The following is a 20165-nucleotide window of genomic DNA, read 5'->3' as shown; positions in this document are numbered from 1 at the left end:
TCCGCCTTGATTAGAAATAACGAGCGCGAATAGTAATCTGATAAAGCGTCATTCCGCCATCTTTATTTCTATAGAAATCAAAATGATTTGATCTCGTCTGTTTACCTTTAACTTCCTTTATATTTACACTAAACGCAGGAAACTCAGCACTTCTCCATTTGCCTTCTTCATCTAAATATAACTTTCTGTCTTGCTCAGATGTGATTTCTGTATCATCAGTTATCACTCCATCTTCTATATAATAATCTATGTGATAACGACTGCTATCTCCGTTTTTTATTAAATCAAATGCTTGAGTTATTAGTTCCCTCTTATCTTCTAACAATTCCTTTTTATCAATAACTATATAATCACCTATATTATCATTATCTATTTCTAAGTTCACTTTCAGATTATCTGATAGATACTTCTCCCATTTACTTCCTTCTGTACTTGGTAAAAATATCTGTTCTGTGAAATACTGCAAATACTTCTCTAATTGAACGAAGTTATAATACTTACCATTCTTCCCCTTTAAGCTAACATAATAACTATCTTCTAGAGGTTCGTCAGTAATTTTTAAACTAAACATATCCAAATCAATATGAGGTTCAAGCATATCTTCAATTAATACCTCCCCTTTAGTATTTAAAAGATAGGTATCTCCTCCTAGAAGTACATTATGTCTATCACCATTCCTCCCTATATTATCTTTTACAGCACCTTTTAGAGCATATAGCATACCATTATGCACTTTGGTTAACCCTGAATATATAGGTTCTATGACCACTTTTCCTTTATCATTATACAAACCAACTAACTCTCTGTCTTTATCTGTAAAACGAATGTAATTCTCACTAGAATAATCAGGAGCGACTACATCATAATAATATACATGATCTATTCTTATATCTTCTCCATTATCTTGTTTGATTAGATAATATATATCTAATCCTATATCTTTCTCATCTATTATAGTGCGGATACGATTACTATTTTTTACAACTTTAGGTTTAGAAGGGTAGTTGTTCTCCTGATAATAATTCTGATACACAAAAACACCAATCCCCAATAATAACAATCCTCCTACAATAGAGAATATCTTTCTCATAGCTTATTTCTTTAACAGTAAATATAACGATTATCTTACAGAACATAAACAAAAAAAGGAGTGACTATTCATCACTCCTTACCTATTCTTATCTATAGTTCTGGTATAACTCCGTCTCTATAATCTTATTCTTCACCTGCTAAGAAGAACTTCATTGACTTCATTGGGTAGTCTTCTCTACTCATATTACTAGGGTTAGCAATAGCTTTCTTAATGCTAATCACATCACCTACTTTGAAGTTTGCTTCTGTATATTGGTAATCTAATAAATAAGGCCCACAGAAATAATTTCCTTTAGCATCTTTCTCTATCGCTCCTTTAAAAATACCTTTTTTAGTTTCTTTAGACATAGTATATAACTGTTAATGGTACAAAGATACAACAAAAAAGGTAGCTCAGAGAACTACCTTTTAATATCAATAAAGTATGTTCTTTAAGAACCACACATTTCACAATCTTCATCATTATTAGCAGCCATTCTAGCACGCTGTAACATCGCTTGATAGTCTTCTACAGACACCTGCTCTACTTCTTCTATAGCATTTGGATTAGTTTTCTTCTCGTTATTTAAAGTAAACTTAATCGCATCTACAGCAGACTTCGTACGCAAGTAATACATTCCTGTCTTTAACCCTGACTTCCACGCATAGAAATGCATAGAGGTTAACTTAGCATAGTTCGCTCCTTCCATAAACAAGTTTAAAGATTGAGACTGGTCAATGAAATATCCACGTTGACGTGACATATCAATGATATCTTTCATACTAAGTTCCCATACTGTTTTATACAATTCTCTAATATCAGCAGGTATAAAATCAATATGTTGGATAGAACCATTCGCACGCATGATCTCTTGTTTTAAATCTTCATTCCAAAGACCTAACTCTACAAGGTCTTTCAATAAATGTTTATTTACAACAATAAACTCTCCTGATAACACACGTCTAGTATAGATATTCGATGTATAAGGTTCGAATGCCTCATTATTTCCTAAGATTTGAGAAGTAGATGCTGTAGGCATAGGCGCTAATAATAAAGAGTTTCTCACTCCACTAGCCATTACTTCTTTTCTCAAAGAAGCCCAATCCCATCTTCCACTTAATTCTTCATCTTTCACACCCCACATATTGTATTGGAACTCTCCTTTAGAAATAGGTGATCCCTCAAACGTAGAATATGCTCCTTCCTCTTTAGCCATTTCCATAGAAGCAGTTAAAGCTGCAAAGTATATCGTTTCGAATATCTCTTGGTTTAATTGCTTTGCTTCTGGACTAGTGAACGGCATTCTCATCATGATAAATGCATCTGCTAATCCTTGTACTCCTAATCCCACAGGTCTATGACGCATATTAGAATTATACGCCTCTTCTACAGGATAATAGTTTCTATCAATAACTCTATTTAAGTTACGTGTAATACGCTTCGTTACATCAAATAAGAACTGATGATTAAATTGACCATCTTCTACGAACATTGGCAATGAGATAGACGCTAGATTACATACCGCTACTTCATCTGGAGAAGTGTACTCCATAATCTCAGTACATAAATTAGATGATCTAATCACACCTAGATTCTTCTGATTTGACTTCGCATTAGCCGCATCTTTATAAAGCATATAAGGTGTTCCTGTCTCTATCTGAGCCTCTAGAACAGCTTCCCATAACTCACGTGCCTTGATTGTACGTCTACCTTTACCTTCATTCTCATACTTCAGATAAAGTTGTTCGAACTCCTCTCCATACACATCACAAAGGCCAGGGCACTCATTAGGACACATTAGAGTCCATTTCTCATCAGCCTCCACACGTTGCATGAATAGATCATTGATCCATAGAGCAAGAAACAAATCACGTGCACGCATTTCTTCTTTACCGTGGTTTTTTCTCAATTCGATAAAGTCAAATACATCTGCATGCCATGGCTCTAGGTAAATAGCAAAACTACCTTTGCGCTTACCACCACCTTGGTCTACATATCTAGCCGTATCATTATACACACGTAGCATAGGCACGATACCATTAGAAGTACCATTCGTCCCTCTGATATAAGATCCTGTCGCACGTACATTGTGAATAGATAGACCTATACCTCCAGCCGATTGAGAAATCTTAGCAGTTTGTTTTAAGGTATCATATATTCCCTCAATACTATCATCTTTCATTGTTAATAAGAAACAAGATGACATCTGAGGCTTAGGTGTTCCTGAATTAAATAACGTTGGCGTAGCATGTGTAAAATACTTCTTAGACATCAATTCGTATGTTTCTATAACAGAATCAATATCATCTAAGTGTATCCCAACAGCTACTCGCATTAGCATATGCTGGGGACGCTCTACTATCTTACCATTAAGCTTTAATAAATAAGAACGCTCTAGTGTCTTAAACCCAAAGTAATCATAGTTAAAATCACGTTGATAGATAATAGTAGAATCTAATCTCTCACCGTGCTTTTTAATTACCTCATACACATCGTCAGCGATAAGTGGAGCTTCCTGTCCTGTACGAGGATTGACATATCTATATAAATCTTCTACCGTTTCTGAGAAGACTTTTTTTGTATTCTTATGCAAATTAGATACTGCTATTCTAGCTGCTAACAGCGCATAGTCAGGATGTGTTACAGTCATAGAAGCTGCTGTCTCTGCTGCCAGATTATCTAATTCAGAAGTAGCTACTCCATCGTATAATCCTTCGATAACTCTCATCGCTACCTTTACAGGATCTACGAACTCATTTAATTCATAACACAGTATTCTAATTCGGTCTGTAATCTTGTCAAAACTTACAGGCTCTCTTCTTCCGTCTCTTTTTATTACGTACATCTACTCTTTTCCTTTTTAAGTTAACAATTAAAAATCTGCGTCGAAGCTAATCTTATTACCTCCTTCTTCTTTAGAAATCACCCCTGCTTTTTGGTATTCAGACACTCGTTTTTCGAAGAAGTTTGTCTTACCCTGTAGAGAGATCATATCCATAAAGTCAAAAGGATTACCTACATTATATTCTTTTGCACAACCTAACTCCACTAATAATCTATCCGTTACAAACTCTAAATATTGCGTCATCAACGTAGAGTTCATACCAATCAAACTAACAGGTAGAGACTCTGTAATAAACTCTCTTTCTATATTTAAAGCATCTACTAAGATCTCTCTAATACGTTCTTTAGGAACTTTATTAATCAAGTGGTGATTATGTAAGTGTACTGCGAAGTCACAGTGTACTCCCTCATCTCTAGATATTAATTCATTTGAAAAAGTAAGACCTGGCATAAGCCCTCTTTTCTTCAACCAGAAGATAGAACAGAACGCTCCTGAGAAGAAGATACCTTCTACAGCTGCAAAGGCGATTAAACGCTCTGCAAACGAATCAGACTCTATCCACTTCAGCGCCCATTCTGCTTTTTTCATAATAGCAGGGAATACCTCTATAGCTCTGAATAATCTATCTTTTTCTTCCTCATTCTTCACATATGTATCGATAAGCAGAGAATAAGTCTCACTGTGAATATTCTCCATCATAATCTGGAATCCATAGAAGAACTTTGCCTCAGCGTATTGTACCTCATTCACGAAGTTCTCTGCTAAGTTTTCATTCACTATACCATCAGATGCGGCGAAGAAAGCAAGAATATGTTTGATAAAATAACGTTCATCTTCATTTAGCTTATTGTTCCAATCAGATAAATCTTGATGCAAATCAATCTCTTCTGCTGTCCAAAAGCTAGCTTCCATCTTCTTATACCAATCCCAAATATCATGATGTTTGATAGGAAATATTACGAATCTATTTTTGTTTTCAGTTAAAATTGGTTCTTGAACAGCCATACTATATTGAATATAAAAGATTAAAATATCACGAGAGAATTCTCCCTCTCTTTTACAAATATGATGTTTTTTTTGCTCTATAAAAAATTAGTGTACAACCTAGTTATTCACAAATGGTACAAGTTATTAACAATGACTAACAATCAACAACTTACACAAATAACTAATTTACAACATCTTACAAAAAAAATATTACTACACCAAACAGCCTCACCCTACTACCATTAAGGGATGAGAGACCTAATCCACTTAGTTAATTCATACATTACTTACTGTAAAATGTAGATTAAGTATTTTGCACAAAAAGTCATACTATCTAAAAATATAATATAAAAAAACGGCAACTATTTATAGTTGCCGTTTCATATATTTCAAAAGTTTCTAACTACTAAAGTTCGAAAGCTTTTTTAGGATTATTACCTAATAATAATTCAGTTGGGTTCTCTAAAGCCTCTTTAATAGCTACTAAGAAACCTACTGACTCACGTCCGTCGATGATTCTGTGGTCATAAGATAACGCCACATACATCATTGGGTGAATCTCAACTTTTCCATCTACAGCGATAGGACGCTCAATGATATTGTGCATACCTAAGATAGCAGACTGTGGAGGGTTGATAATTGGAGTAGATAACATAGATCCGAATACACCACCATTAGTAATAGTGAATGTACCACCTGTCATCTCATCTACAGTGATTTGTCCATCACGAGCTCTGATAGCTAAACGCTTGATTTCAGCCTCAACACCACGGAAAGATAATAACTCAGCATTTCTCACTACTGGCACCATTAGACCTTTAGGTCCTGATACAGCGATAGAGATATCAGCGAAGTCAAACTTGATTTGGTCTTGACCATCGATCATAGAGTTCACGTCTGGATATAATTCTAATGCACGAGTAACCGCTTTAGTGAAGAAAGACATAAATCCTAATCCTACACCATGCTTAGCTTTGAAAGCATCTTTATACTCAGCTCTTAATTTGTTTACGTTAGTTAAGTTAACTTCGTTGAAAGTAGTTAACATAGCAGTCGTGTTTTTAGCTTCCACTAGACGCTCAGCTACTTTACGACGTAACATAGACATTTTTTTACGCTCTTCTCCTCTAGGTCCTCCAGTTGGTGTACCCATAGAAGCTTTTGCGTTTACTGCATCTTCTTTAGTGATTCTACCATCTTTACCAGTACCAGTTACAGTAGCAGGATTGATGCTTTTCTCATCTAAAATTTTCTTAGCAGCTGGAGATGCACTTCCAGTAGCATAAGTAGTAGCTGCAGCTTGCACAGGTTCAGCTTTAGGAGCTTCTGCTTTAGGAGCCTCTTGAGCTGGTTTAGCTTCTGTAGAAGCACCTCCTGCAGGTTTTGCAGCACTCATATCGATTAAACAAACTACTTGCCCTACAGCAACAGCGTCACCTTCTTCTGCTTTTAAAGTGATAATACCACTTTCTTCAGCTGGTAATTCTAAAGTTGCTTTATCTGAATCTACTTCAGCAATAGCTTGGTCTTTTTCAACGTAATCTCCATCTTTTACTAACCATGTAGCGATTTCAACTTCAGTAATTGATTCACCTGGCGAAGGAACTTTCATTTCTAAGATGCTCATCTGTATATGCTTTAATTAAATATTGTTATGTAAAAATACGTTTTTTTCTATTATAAATTCTTGTCGAACACTTTAGCGATAGCTTCTGCATAACGTTTTTTAGAACGTACAGAACTTCCTGAAGCTGGTGCACTAAATGCTTGGTTACCTGCATAACGCAATGGTTTCAAGTCAAAGTTCATTAACATATGCCCATAAGCACCCATGTTACGTGGCTCTTCTTGACCCCATACGAAGTCGTCTGCATTAGTATACTTCGCTAATACCTCAGCAATTTGCTCGATTGGTAATGGGAATAATTGTTCGATACGAACAAATGCAATATCCTTTCTACCTAATTCTTCACGCTTAGCTACTAAGTCGTAGTAGAACTTACCACTACACAATACTACTGATTTTACATCTGCAGCATTTACATTAGCATCGTCTATCACGTATTGGAATTTACCATCTGTAAAGTCACTGATAGAAGATACCGCAGCTGGGTGTCTTAATAAACTCTTAGGAGACATATTGATTAATGGCTTTCTAAAGTCAGTGATCATTTGTCTTCTCATTAAGTGGAAGAAGTTAGCTGGAGTAGTTACATTCGTTACGAACATATTACTTTCAGCACATAACTGTAAGTAACGCTCTAATCTAGCAGAAGAGTGTTCAGCACCTTGATTTTCATATCCGTGAGGTAATAACATCACGATACCGTTCTGGTTGCTCCATTTATCTTCAGCAGCAGAGATATATTGATCCATCATAATCTGAGCTCCGTTAGAGAAATCCCCGAACTGTGCTTCCCAGATAGTTAATGTATTAGGATTAGTCAATGCATAACCATACTCAAAACCTAAAACAGCGTACTCAGCCAATAGAGAGTTGAATATTCTCATTTGACCATTTTGCTCTTTTAATTGGTTTAATAAAATGATTGACTCTTCTGTATCTTCTGTTTTCACTACAGCATGTCTGTGAGAGAATGTACCACGCTCTACATCTTGACCTGACATACGCACATCGTATCCATCTGTCAATAATGTACCATACGCTAATAACTCACCCATAGCCCAGTCTAAAGCATCTTTCTCGAAGAACATAGCTTTTCTATCTCCGATAAGTCTTGTCACCTTATTGATGAATTTTTTATCACCAGGCAATGCAGTAATTACTTCAGCAATTGCAGTTAATTTCTCTTTAGAAACTTTAGTGTCGTAGTCAGCTACCATTTTGTCACGACCTGCGATGTGGAATCCATCCCAGTTCTCTTCCATAAATGTTCTAACCTTAGCAAATTCTTTTTCACGAGAAGTGCTTAACTCTTGTTCTAAAGCATCTTTATATTGTTTCTCTAAAGATTTAACGAAAGCATCATCTACCACTTTATCCTCTAATAATCTAGCGTTATAGATATTACGAGAGTTAGGGTGTTTAGAGATTAACTTGTACAAGATTGGTTGAGTGAACTTTGGTTCATCTCCCTCGTTGTGTCCGTATTTACGGTATCCAACTAAGTCAATAAATACATCTGTACCAAAATGCATACGGTAATCTAAAGCGAATAAGAATGCTCTTACTGCAGCTTCAGTATCGTCAGCGTTAACGTGTAATACAGGAGATTGAGTTACTTTAGCAACATCTGTAGAATAAGTAGAAGAACGACCATCAGAATAGTTAGTTGTAAAACCAACTTGGTTGTTTAATACAATGTGAATTGTACCTTCTGTCTTATACCCTCTAAGTTTAGCCATCTGTACAATTTCATAAACAATTCCTTGTCCAGCGATTGCAGCATCTCCGTGAAGAGCGATAGGTAAAACTTTAGATGGTTCGTTTACAAAGATAGTATCTTGTTTCGCTCTAGCGATACCTTCGATAACTGCCCCTACAGTCTCTAAGTGAGAAGGGTTAGGAGTTAAGTTAACATGGATCTCTTTTCCAGAACGAGTCTTACGTGTAGATGTAAGACCTAAGTGATACTTAACGTCTCCGTCAAAACCTTCAACAGCATCATAATCTTTACCGTCAAATTCAGCAAAGATATCTTGTGCAGGTTTGTGGAATACGTTAGCTAATACATTAAGACGTCCACGGTGTGCCATCCCTACTACGATCTCCTCTACTCCTTTTTCAGCAGCAGCGTCCATCATAAAGTCCATCGCTGGTATTGCAGCTTCTAGACCTTCTAGTGAGAAACGTTTTTGTCCAACGTATTTTGTGTTTAGGAAGTTCTCAAAAGAAACTGCTTCAATTAACTTGTGCAGAATTTCTTTCTTCTCTTCACTATCAAATTTTGCCTCTGTAGCCTCATAGTGATTTTGAATCCATTGTACAGCAGCTTCATCAGTGATGTACTTGTACTCAATACCTAATGTAGTACAGTAAATTTTCTCTAATTGGGCAATGATTTGTCCCAATGTAGTAGTTGGTAGTTGTATTGTTTTTGCAGCCTCAAAATTAACATTCAAATCTGCTTGAGAAAGACCAAACTTCTCTAAACTCAAATCTGGATGCTCTACTTTTCTGTCTCTTAATGGGTTTGTTTTAGTCAATAAATGCCCATAAGTTCTGTAAGCGTCAATTAATTTTAATACAGCAAACTCCTTTTGAAGTTGCCCTAACTGCGCTGAACTATCTACACCAACACTATTACTTGACGTATAAGCTTGTGATAATTGCTCAACAGGCCCACCATTGTATTCATTTGCAAAGTCAAATCCCTGAAAGAAAGCTCTCCAGCTTGGCTCTACGCTATCTGGGCTTTCTAAATATTGATCATATAAATCTGCAAAAAATGCAGTGTGTGCCGCATTTAAAAAGGAATATCTATCCATAATTTCGTCTAAAGACCTTTTGTTTAAATATTATATCTACAAAAATACAACTCTTTATGACAAAACTATAAACTTTTGCTTATTTTTATCTTATAATTATTTTATAAAATTGAAATGAAAAGATTTAACATCAACTATTTACTGTTTTTTTTATCAATATCATTTTTTTTAGGTGGCTCTTTTTCCATTCTTGCACAAGATCAAGGAAATAGCTCCAAAAATTATGATTTTAATAAAAGGTGGAAATTTGGTGGAGGCCTTGGAGTTGGCTTCGGAAGTGGTTACACTGATGTGATGGTTGCTCCGAGTGCATTATACCAGGTTAACCCTTATTTTGCAGCAGGTGTAGGACTACAAGGAAGCTATATCAGTAGTAAAAACAGAAGCTACTACAACAGTAGTGTTAAAGAATACAACTCTTGGTTATACGGAGGTAGTATAATCGCACTGTCAAATCCTATACCTGAAATACAACTTTCGGCAGAATTAGAACAACTAAGAGTAAACAACACCTATAAGTATCACACAGGAGAAAAACTAGATGACAACTTCTGGAACACTGCTTTATTCTTAGGTATTGGATACAGTAACGGACCTGTTACAATCGGTGTTCGATACAATGTCCTATATAAAGAAAAAGACATGGTGTATGGAAGTGCCTATATGCCTTTCGTTAGATTTTACTTCTAACCATTATAGTATAAAACAGAAGAAGTACCCTTATGAGGTACTTCTTCTGTTTTATACTTACAGTGTACTTCGTATATACACCTTTTGATATTCTCGTTTTAGGATTAGAAAAGTCACTTGCTTTAAGTAATCCTCTATATCTACACTCTTAATAGCCTTGATATCTGCCTCAGCGATATCTATTCTATACAGTAGACTAGAGAACTTAGACACTGAAGTCTGTGTGACTATTTTATGCAACTGATTGTAAACTTCATAGACTAACTTAGAAGGGGTATCTGCCACTATCTCTATAGAAGGATCCACAGTCATACGGAAGTCTTTCTCGACTTGCTTTACTAATTCTCCCAGTAGATTATACTCACCTACCTTCTGTTCTATATACAGTACAGCCTCTTCTATCATGACCTAGTCTGTTTATACTCTTCTATCCATTAGTTCATGACTAAATGTTCTCAATTGCTGTTTTTTATCTTCCGCAATATCCATTTGGTCTAAGATAGCTAATGCTTTAATCGTGTACTCCTCAATCAAATTTTTAGAATCACTCGCAGACCCCGTCTCTATAAACAACTCTTTCACACGAGTTACTTTCTCCTCTGCATTCTGTTCTGTACTAGAGAAATAGTTTACTAGTTCCTCACGTTGTGATTCATTTGCATTCATTACTCCTTTTAGATATAAGAATGTCTTTTTGTTTTCTAAGATATCACCTCCCACTTGTTTACCAAATGTAGCTGCATCACCGAATGCGTCAAGATAATCATCTTGTAACTGGAACGCAATCCCTAAGTTAATACCAAAGTCATAGATATCCTCAGCATTCTTCTGGCTACTACGTGCTACGATAGCTCCCATCTTTAAGGCTGCTCCTACTAGTACTGCAGTTTTAAACTTAATCATCTGAATATACTCTGGAATACTCACATCATTTCTATTCTCGAAACAGATGTCCCATTGCTGTCCTTCACATACTTCAATAGCCGTTTTACTAAATAGTTTCGCTAAATCACGGAACGTATCGCTCTCATAGTTTTCAAAGTACTGATATGCTAATATCAACATCGCATCCCCTGACAAGATAGCCGTATTGGTATTCCACTTCTCATGTACCGTCTGATGCCCTCTTCTCAGTGGAGCATCATCCATGATATCATCATGCATTAAAGAGAAGTTGTGAAATAATTCGATAGCCGTAGCTGCGTGAATGGCTTTCTTAGGATCAATACCAAAAACATCAGCTGCCATTAAAGTCAATACTGGTCGAATTTGTTTTCCCCCTAATGATAATATATATGATATCGGTTCGTAAAGTTCCTTTGGAGTACCTGATAAAGAAATTGAATCTATAAATTCAGAAATCTGCTCTTTATACTTAACTATTGATTGCATTACTTAAATTATTTTGTGTAAAAATACGTGTTTTTTTCGAAGATAATCATCTATATGCCTTTTTTAAACGGTTATCACTAATGCTTACGTATAAATATCATTCTGTCTACCTCCTTCTTATTTCACTATACAGGATGGCAATTGTATTCTTAATATATGTTGATTATGCTATTTAATCCTCTTATCTCCTTCTAGCAGCAGTACACCTATATACCTAACTTTAGTACAGAACATCACAATTATATAGACTAATGCCTAGTTATCGGTCATCAGTCTTTCTTCCTCATCAGGCGCTATACGATGCTCAAAGCTAAAAGGGAGTGAGGTAACCTCAGCACGTTTATACACCCTGATCATAAGCTTCTCTATCGGATGAGCAAATGCAATATACACCTGATCCCTCCCTTTATGAGGTATTCCTTTTTTTATATTCTTAGTTTCTCCAGTTCTAGAGATATCTCTTATGATCTTATTCTCTTCAGATATTCCATAGACTACCACATAATAATCGCTGTTATAAGGCAAGTCTAGCGTCACTTCATTCTCATCTGCTTTCAGTAACTTTACTTCACCTATCTCTGTCTTTATTAATGGCTCCTTACCACTAATCTCATACGTATTGTGCTTTAGCATATCTATCGTACCATTATAGACAATAGAACGTATAGGTCTTTCTACGAGATACCCGAATACATTCACAGACTCATCATATACTTCCCATACTTTCAATTCTAGTTGGGTTATTCTTTCTTTATCTAGATCTGTCAGTACATTATCTCTTTGGCGTTCTTCACTACTAATACGTTTTGTAGTTACATAGATTCCTGCCGCCTCACCAGAAGTACCATCGACATAATTAATTTTATGAGGAATCAATACTGGTAACAATTCAGGATTATCAAAAAAATAGCGTCTATCAGGCACACCCAATACTTGATTTAAATCTATCATTTGTTTCTTAAATCTAGTAATCACACCTAATATACTATCTGTAATCACCTCCACCTCTTGTCCTGCGTAGAGTGCACTTAATCTAGCTTTCTTCTCTTCTGTAGTTAACTCTATTAACTCCCAACCAAAGTTAGTCTCATCCATAGCCTCAATACTCTCCATCATGACCTCCTCTATAGAGGTATCAATAACCACCTGCTCTTCATCATCCTTACAGCTACTAAACAGCAGTACTAATGAGATCATGTTTATTAATAAAACTCTATACATATCTATATCCTATTCAATAATTTAGTAGCACCTCTACATTTATTTATATAACCCTAAAATACAACACTTTATTATATTTAATTAATATTTAAACAAATTAATCACTCCCTAATTAACAAAAAGCAATATCATTTTTATTCTATCTTATCTATTTAAGTGCAATTCTAAACTTTGGAACTCTGTCATTTACAACCTGACATGACACTAAAAGACTTAGTTATAAATAACTAAGTCTTTTTAATTAAGCTTATTTTTCAAGTTTCAACCCTAACCCTAATCGAATCCTAATTTCTAAAATTCATCAGTAAAAAATAACTAATCAAGTTGTAAATACTTAACTCGCAAACTATAAATCTCCATAATAGTCTATTATGGTGATAATGCCTACTTATGGATGTATTGCCCTACTATGACTAGCACATATAATCACAACTCACTAATACTCAAAACACAACATATATTAACTCTCATATCCTTCGGATAGTGTTCGGTAATATGCAGTATTTACTAGGGGTAAAAGGTTATTTACCGAACTATATTCATCTCACACCCGAATCATCTCATACTAACCAACCAAACACTCGCTACTACATTAGTTACCTCCCTATAGCGATGGTCATTTTAGTGTCCCTGTTATCACAAATATTCCTTTCGCCCTACTCCAATCTCAAATGCCTTGTTACTATCACACTCGTAATTTGATAACATAATGATCGCATAAAAAACAGCCTTAATTATGTGACCACTATGCGATAAGTATCCGATAACTATGCGAACAGTGCTCAAAAATCAAACGCGACGCAGTACTAACAAAGGTTTCAGTAGTAGATAGCATTGCAGTACCTCTAAAGATGAGTATATCTTCTAAGTAAGACGATATTGTTCGTAAATATGATCGTTATAATCTAGTCTTCATTTTGTTTAGAAACTTTTTTATACCAAAAAGTTTTCTCTAAAAAACAACATTAAACACTCATATACAATATTTTACAAAATTTAAAAAACCAACACACGTGTTAAAGTTTCCTTAATTAGCATGGAAACGAATTTATTATTAACGTTTCCAAACTATATTTGCCCTACAAATAATTAAGAACATGGAAACCCAAATATTAGAAAAAGCAACCCAAATGTTTCTTAGTCAAGGTTTTAAAACAGTGACTATGGATGATATCGCAGCAGAATTAAGTATCTCTAAAAAAACAATCTACCAACACTATGCTTCTAAACCAGAATTAATAGAAAAAGCACTGGCGAGTATAAATGCTAAGTTTCTAAACACAATAGAGCAGACGCTAAAAGAGGGTAAAGAAGCTATCCCAGAAATACTAGCTGCACATGATGACATCAATGAGACCTTCTTAATAGACTCTTCTGCTTGCTTCTATCAGCTGACGAAGTATTATCCTAAACTAGCGCAAAAGCAAAAGGTATTTCATGAGAAAAAATATGTACGCCTTATAGAACAGAACCTTGAAAAAGGGATCAAAGAAGGAGTATATCGTTCTGAGATAGACATAGACTATGTAGCTAGATTTCACATCGCATCCTTAGTGGCGATAGAAGACCTAGACTACTTCCCTGACTCGGGCTATAGTCATCTAGAGATACATGCACTACACCTAGAGTATCACATACGCAGTATCGCTACGGATAAAGGCTTAAAAATATACAAAGAATTAACCCAGAAGAATAGATAATGAACAGCTTTAAAATAACGCTTATTACACTATTAGCGACTTTTATTGTAAATGCACAGGAGCCTTTAAGTCTTAAAGATGCACTACACTATGCCTTACAGCACAAAGCTGAGGCTAAGCAAGCTAGCCTGGATATCGAGAACAGTCAGTATCAGATAGAAGAAGTCAGAGCGAATGCACTACCTCGTATAGATATAGAAGCGAACTTACTGAACAATGTGAAGATACAGGAGATGCCTCTAACGATGGGTGGACAGACACAGATGATTCCTTTTAATCTAAAGTGGAACTCTAGTATCACTGCTACAGCGTCACAAGTACTGTTTAACCAAGCTGTCTTCATGGGGCTTAAAGCGGCACGCACTGCTAAAGAATTTTACATTATCAATAAGGAGCTTACAGATGAACAAATTATAGAGAAAGTAGCGAGTACATACTATCAGGTATATCAGACAAAAGCTATGCTGAAGACGATAGAGACTACGATAGAGAGTACTACGAAAATAAAGGATATCATAGAGAACCTACACAGCAATGGACTGGCTACGCAGATAGACCTAGACCGTACTAAGGTAAGTCTGAGTAATATCAAAGCTACTAGACAGAAGATCGTCAATGCGATAGACTTACAAGAGAATGCACTAAAGTTCTTTATGGGAATGGATGTGAACACGCCTATCACGATGCCAGACACGACTTTCACAGTAGATGACAGTGGTATACTAGCAGAGAATAGAATAGATGACAGAACAGAAATACACCTATTAGAGAAACAGAAAGACCTACTAGAGTACAAGAGAAAGTCTATCGTTGCAGACTATTATCCTTCGTTAGCAGCCTTCGGAAACTTCGCTTATCAAGGGCTTGGAGACAAACTACCATGGGGAGGTTCTACAGCAGATAAAGTGTATTGGATGAATACCTCAGCAGTAGGTTTACAACTAAAGATACCTGTGTTTAGTGGGTTCGCTACACGCTCTAAGGTGAGACAAGTAGAAATCGAACAAAAGAAAGTGGATGTACAAATACACGATGTGAAAGAGGCACTATCACTAGACTTTAGCAATGCGCAGAAGTCCCTAGAGAATGCTCTAATCACCATAGATATTCAGAAAGATAATGTAGGTTTAGCCAAAAGTATACTGTCTAATATTCAGAATAACTATAAGCACGGTCTGGCTTCACTAACAGACTTACTCAATGCTGAGAATGCGTATACGGAGGCAGAGAATAACTATACTACATCTATGCTAGACTATAAACTAGCACAGATCCAATTAATAAAAGCTCAAGGAGAGTTAAAGACATTATTAGATTAATCGTACAAAAAATCTAACATCACTATCATCATGAAAAAAATTATTATCGCCTTAGTACTAGTCGTTTTAGGAGGAGGTCTTGTCTATATATTATCAAGTAATAAAGCTAAGAATGACCGCGAAACAGCTATCGTGGCTGAGCGCAGTGCAGAGGTAACGGTAAGAGCAGAACAAGCTAAACTACAGGTATACGATGCTTCGTATAAAGCGAATGGAAACTTCATGCCAGAACAAGAAGTTACAATCTCAGCAGAAACGCCTGGACGTATCCTTAAACTATTAGTAGATGAAGGGTCTCGTGTACAGAAAGGTCAAGTATTAGCACTGGTAAATAGCGATCAGATCAATGTACAGATACAGAATGCCGAAGCAGCCTTAGCTACTGCTAAAGCTGACGCTACTCGATTTGAGAGTGCTTTTAAGACTGGAGGAGTGACTCAACAACAGCTAGACCAAGTGCGTCTTATGCTAAAAAATGCAGAGGCTAACCTGAAGTCTGCTCGTATCACGGCAAGTGATGCTAATATTAAAGCTCCTATCAGTGGTATCATTAATAAGAAACACGTAGAATTAGGATCTTTCGTAGCGCCAGGTGCTCCGTTATTTGATCTAGTGAATGTAGCACAGCTTAAGTTAAGAGTGAATGTAGATGAGAGCCATGTGGCTAATCTAAAAGAAGGAGATATTATTACGGTAAAAGCAAGTGTATTGCCTAATGACACCTTCCAAGGTAAAGTGACATTCATCGCTCCTAAAGCAGATGCTGCGCTTAACTATCCTGTAGATTTATTAATTGCTAACAACCAAGAAAACAAATTAAGAGCAGGTATGTATGGCTCAGCGCTATTCGATGGAGAGAAAGATGCTGGTACACCTATCCTATTAGTACCGCGTAATGCATTCGTAGGTAGTGTTAGTTCTAATCAGGTGTACACTATCGTACAAGGCAAAGCAATGTCTAAGAAAGTAATAGCTGGTCGTAACTTCGGAGACTTCGTAGAAGTACTAGAAGGTCTTAAAGAAGGTGAGACTGTTATCACATCAGGGCAAATTAACCTAACAGAAGGTGCACCTGTATCAATCATTAAATAACATCCTCTAAAATCAAAGGATCGACTTATGAAAATAGCCGAAATATCAATAAAACGTCCTAGTATCATTATCGTAATGTTCATCACATTACTACTAGGTGGTTTATTTAGTTATAAAAATCTGAGTTACGAATTAATTCCTAAGTTCGAAGTAAACGTAATTACAGTAGCCACAGTCTATCCAGGAGCTTCACCTGCTGAGATAGAAAACACTGTAACCAAAAAAATAGAAGATGCTGTAGCCTCGCTAGAGAACGTAAAGAAAGTAGAAGCCATGTCATTCGAGAGTTTGTCTACCGTGATGATATACTTAAACTCTACTGCTGACGTAGACCTATCTCTTAACGATGCGCAGCGCAAGATCAACGCTATCCTAAAGGACTTACCTAAGGACGTAGATCCTCCTTCGCTACAGAAATATTCACTGAGTGACTTACCTATTCTTACACTAAGTATCACGAGTGACTTAACAGAGAAAGAGCTATATGACTTATTAGACAAAAAGATACAACCTATCTTCTCTCGTGTGAATGGAGTAGCTAAGGTAGAGCTTATCGGAGGTGAAGAAAGACAGATACAGGTATTATTAGACCCTAAAAAGCTAGAAGCCTATGGTCTGAGCGTACCTATGGTACAGCAGATCATCTTAGGGTCTAACCTAGACTTCCCTACAGGTAACGTAAAGTCGAATGACAAACAAACCATCATCCGCCTAGAAGGGAAATACAAGGATGTAGAGGAAATGAGAAAGCTAGTCATCGCTTCTCAGGGGGGTATAGATATTCGCTTAGGTGATGTAGCTGATGTACAGGACGGTATTAAAGAGATCGAAAAGATCGCCCGTCTAAATCAGCAATCTACTATCTTAATGCAAGTCATCAAACAGTCTGATGCCAATGCGGTGACTGTATCAGAGCTAACACATGAGACTATCACAGAAGTAGAACGCAACTACAGTGATCAAAACTTAAAGATAAAAGTAGCGAATGACTCTTCAGAGTTCACACTAGAGGCAGCGAATGCTGTAATGTTTGACTTATTCTTAGCGATAGTTTTAGTGGCATTCGTGATGTTGTTCTTCTTACACAGTTTAAGAAACGCGATCATCGTGATGGTGGCTATCCCACTATCTTTGATTGCTACTTTTATTGGAATATATTTATTGGGGTACACGCTAAACTTACTGAGTTTACTAGCTTTATCCTTAGTAGTAGGTATCCTAGTGGATGACGCCATCGTAGTGATAGAGAATATCCACCGACACATGGAGATGGGTAAAAACAAAGTACGTGCATCGTATGATGGGGCTAAAGAGATTGGGTTCACTGTTACTGCTATTACTTTAGTAATCGTAGTTGTATTCTTACCGATCGCGATGTCATCAGGTCTAGTACCGAATATCATTAAACAGTTCTGTGTGACTGTAATTATAGCGACTATGCTATCCTTATTAGTATCATTCACTATTGTACCATGGTTATTCTCTAGATATGGACGTATCGAAGTGATTAAGCCCTCTACCTTCTTTGGTAAGATTATACATGGATTCGAAAAAGGGTTAAACTCATTCACACACGGGATTTCTAACTTACTCGTGTGGTCGTTAAACTCTACTCGTAACACAATCATTGTTATTGTTATCGTAGCGATATCCTTCTTTGCATCGATCGCCTTATTACCGATGGGGTATATCGGAGCAGAGTTCTTCCCTAAGACGGATAAAGGAGAATTCTTAGTACAGTTAGAATTAGATAAAGATGCGTCGTTACAACAGACAAATAAAGTGACTCAAAAGGTAGAAGACTTCTTAAGCACTAAACCTGAGATAGTAGATATGATCACTACCGTAGGTCAATCTTCTGAAGGATATGGTGGAGCACAAGCTACTAAATACAAGTCTGAGATACACGTAATCTTAACGGATAAGAAAGAACGTAAAGAGAACTCATTCGTATATGCTGCACAGTTAAAGAATGAGCTAGCTCCACTCATCGCTGAGGCAAAAGTAAAGACTGTACCCGTAGGACTAATCGGAGCTGAAGAAGCACCTCTAGCCTTAACAGTAACAGGATCTACCTTAGACGATGCTATGGACTTCGCCATACAAGCGAAAGAGCTATTAGATAAAATACCGGGTACTATGGAGACAAAGCTGACTACGGAAACGGGTAGCCCTGAGATCAATGTACAGGTAAACCGTGATAAGATGGCAGCACTAGGTCTAGATATGTACACAGTAGGTATGACCATGCAAACGGCGTTCAACGGAAATACTGATGGTAAGTTTAGAGCTGGAGAATATGAGTACGACATCAATATCAGATTTCAGGAATATGCTAGAACGACGATAGATGATGTAAAAGAGATCAGCTTTAAGAATAATGTAGGGCAAGATATAAAACTAGCTCAGTTCGCAGATATTAAGTATAGTTCTGGTCCCTCTATCCTAGAGCGTAGAGATAAGAGTCCGTCTGTGACTATTAAATCTCAAACGATAGGACGCGCTCCTGGTGCGATAGCAGAAGAGTGGGTACCACAGTTCGAACAACTGACTATAAAACCTGGTGTTAAATACTTATGGACTGGAACGATGGAAGATCAAGAAGAAGGATTTGGTACACTAGGAGTAGCTTTATTAGCTGCTATTATATTAGTGTACTTAGTAATGGTAGCGCTATATGATAGTTTCTCTAAGCCATTCATCGTAATCTTCTCTGTACCGCTGTCATTCATTGGAGCATTATTAGCATTAGCGATAGCGAATATATCACTGAACATCTTCACGATACTGGGTATCATTATGCTAATCGGTCTGGTGTGTAAGAATGCTATCTTACTAGTAGACTTTGCGAATCACAGAGTAGATGCTGGAGACAGTGTACACGATGCGCTTATCGCAGCTAACCATGCGCGTCTACGCCCAATCTTAATGACGACTATCGCGATGGTGATCGGGATGGTGCCTATCGCATTAGCGAATGGTGCAGGTGCTGAGATGAATAACGGGCTAGCAGTAGTGATCATCGGAGGGCTACTATCCTCTCTACTACTGACCTTAGTCATCGTGCCTATCATCTACTCTATCTTCGATAAGATAGGAAGCCGATTCTCTAAAAAAGAAAAAGTAGATTATAATGAGCTAATGACTGCTGACTATGACTACAATGAAGGCTTTATCGATGAGTTCACAGCTAAACATATAGATAAAGAATAATAGAACATTCATAACAACAAGTAGAAACCTCTGGGAGATATCATATTCTCTCAGAGGTTTTGATTTTATAGCACTTATGTATAGCTGTTTTATAGATAGATAATAATCAAACTCTCTCATACGTTTATTAATCTATATTAACTTCTATCTACAATCTAATTACTAATTTTAGACAATAATTAAAA

At 36.5% G+C, this 20165-nt stretch carries 14 protein-coding genes; 5 read left to right on the top strand and 9 right to left on the bottom strand.

Translation table 11 applies throughout. From position 1 onward, the window contains the following. Positions 1–10: 10 nt before the first annotated feature. The 6 genes from MYRA21_RS08185 to MYRA21_RS08160 all read right to left on the bottom strand — a co-directional run bounded on the left by MYRA21_RS08185 (position 11) and on the right by MYRA21_RS08160 (position 9353). Complete coding sequence (locus MYRA21_RS08185) at positions 11–1090, bottom strand: hypothetical protein (RefSeq protein WP_006257414.1); 1080 nt, start codon at positions 1088–1090, stop codon at positions 11–13. Between the two features lie 125 nt (positions 1091–1215). Continuing rightward, positions 1216–1440 carry a hypothetical protein gene (locus MYRA21_RS08180; RefSeq protein WP_006257415.1) on the bottom strand — a complete coding sequence of 75 codons (225 nt, stop codon included), beginning with the start codon at positions 1438–1440 and terminating at the stop codon, positions 1216–1218. 83 nt (positions 1441–1523) lie between these two features. Beyond that, positions 1524–3917: a ribonucleoside-diphosphate reductase subunit alpha gene (locus MYRA21_RS08175; protein ID WP_006257416.1), complete on the bottom strand. Its 2394-nt coding sequence runs from the start codon at positions 3915–3917 to the stop codon at positions 1524–1526. A gap of 27 nt (positions 3918–3944) precedes the next feature. After that, positions 3945–4922, bottom strand: a complete 978-nt coding sequence (locus MYRA21_RS08170) for a ribonucleotide-diphosphate reductase subunit beta (protein WP_006257417.1) — start codon at positions 4920–4922, stop codon at positions 3945–3947. A gap of 388 nt (positions 4923–5310) precedes the next feature. Next, positions 5311–6531 (bottom strand): 2-oxoglutarate dehydrogenase complex dihydrolipoyllysine-residue succinyltransferase, encoded by a 1221-nt coding sequence (gene odhB, locus MYRA21_RS08165; RefSeq protein WP_006257418.1) that lies wholly within the window; start codon positions 6529–6531, stop codon positions 5311–5313. Positions 6532–6581: 50 nt separating this feature from the next. After that, positions 6582–9353, bottom strand: a complete 2772-nt coding sequence (locus MYRA21_RS08160) for a 2-oxoglutarate dehydrogenase E1 component (RefSeq protein WP_006257419.1) — start codon at positions 9351–9353, stop codon at positions 6582–6584. Between the two features lie 114 nt (positions 9354–9467). On the opposite strand from MYRA21_RS08160, the gene MYRA21_RS08155 reads away from it, so the two are divergent. Continuing rightward, positions 9468–10043, top strand: a complete 576-nt coding sequence (locus MYRA21_RS08155; RefSeq protein ID WP_006257420.1) for a hypothetical protein — start codon at positions 9468–9470, stop codon at positions 10041–10043. 57 nt (positions 10044–10100) lie between these two features. Here MYRA21_RS08155 and MYRA21_RS08150 read toward each other — a convergent pair whose 3' ends face one another. The 3 genes from MYRA21_RS08150 to MYRA21_RS08140 form a co-directional block, all read right to left on the bottom strand. Beyond that, positions 10101–10448, bottom strand: coding sequence for a hypothetical protein (locus MYRA21_RS08150; protein WP_006257421.1), 348 nt, complete (start codon positions 10446–10448; stop codon positions 10101–10103). A 12-nt stretch (positions 10449–10460) separates the two neighbouring features. Further along, positions 10461–11435 (bottom strand): polyprenyl synthetase family protein, encoded by a 975-nt coding sequence (locus MYRA21_RS08145; RefSeq protein WP_006257422.1) that lies wholly within the window; start codon positions 11433–11435, stop codon positions 10461–10463. Positions 11436–11690: 255 nt separating this feature from the next. Further along, positions 11691–12656: a hypothetical protein gene (locus MYRA21_RS08140; protein WP_230486136.1), complete on the bottom strand. Its 966-nt coding sequence runs from the start codon at positions 12654–12656 to the stop codon at positions 11691–11693. Positions 12657–13753: 1097 nt separating this feature from the next. On the opposite strand from MYRA21_RS08140, the gene MYRA21_RS08135 reads away from it, so the two are divergent. From MYRA21_RS08135 to MYRA21_RS08120, 4 genes are read left to right on the top strand one after another with little or no spacing between them, the layout of a single operon-like run. Next, entirely contained in the window at positions 13754–14356 is a 603-nt protein-coding gene (locus tag MYRA21_RS08135) for a TetR/AcrR family transcriptional regulator (RefSeq protein WP_006257424.1), read from the top strand. Next, complete coding sequence (locus tag MYRA21_RS08130; RefSeq protein WP_006257426.1) at positions 14356–15675, top strand: TolC family protein; 1320 nt, start codon at positions 14356–14358, stop codon at positions 15673–15675. The genes MYRA21_RS08135 and MYRA21_RS08130 overlap by 1 nt, the downstream gene beginning before the upstream one ends. A 30-nt stretch (positions 15676–15705) precedes the next feature. Further along, entirely contained in the window at positions 15706–16767 is a 1062-nt protein-coding gene (locus MYRA21_RS08125) for an efflux RND transporter periplasmic adaptor subunit (RefSeq protein WP_006257427.1), read from the top strand. 27 nt (positions 16768–16794) lie between these two features. Continuing rightward, positions 16795–19980 (top strand): efflux RND transporter permease subunit, encoded by a 3186-nt coding sequence (locus tag MYRA21_RS08120; protein ID WP_006257428.1) that lies wholly within the window; start codon positions 16795–16797, stop codon positions 19978–19980. Positions 19981–20165: the final 185 nt, after the last annotated feature.

The organism is Myroides sp. A21, from assembly GCF_000807225.1.
Classification (GTDB): Bacteria; Bacteroidota; Bacteroidia; order Flavobacteriales; family Flavobacteriaceae; genus Flavobacterium; species Flavobacterium odoratimimum.
Note: the sequence above shows the minus strand (reverse complement) of the source record. Positions and strands in the feature narration are given on the sequence as shown.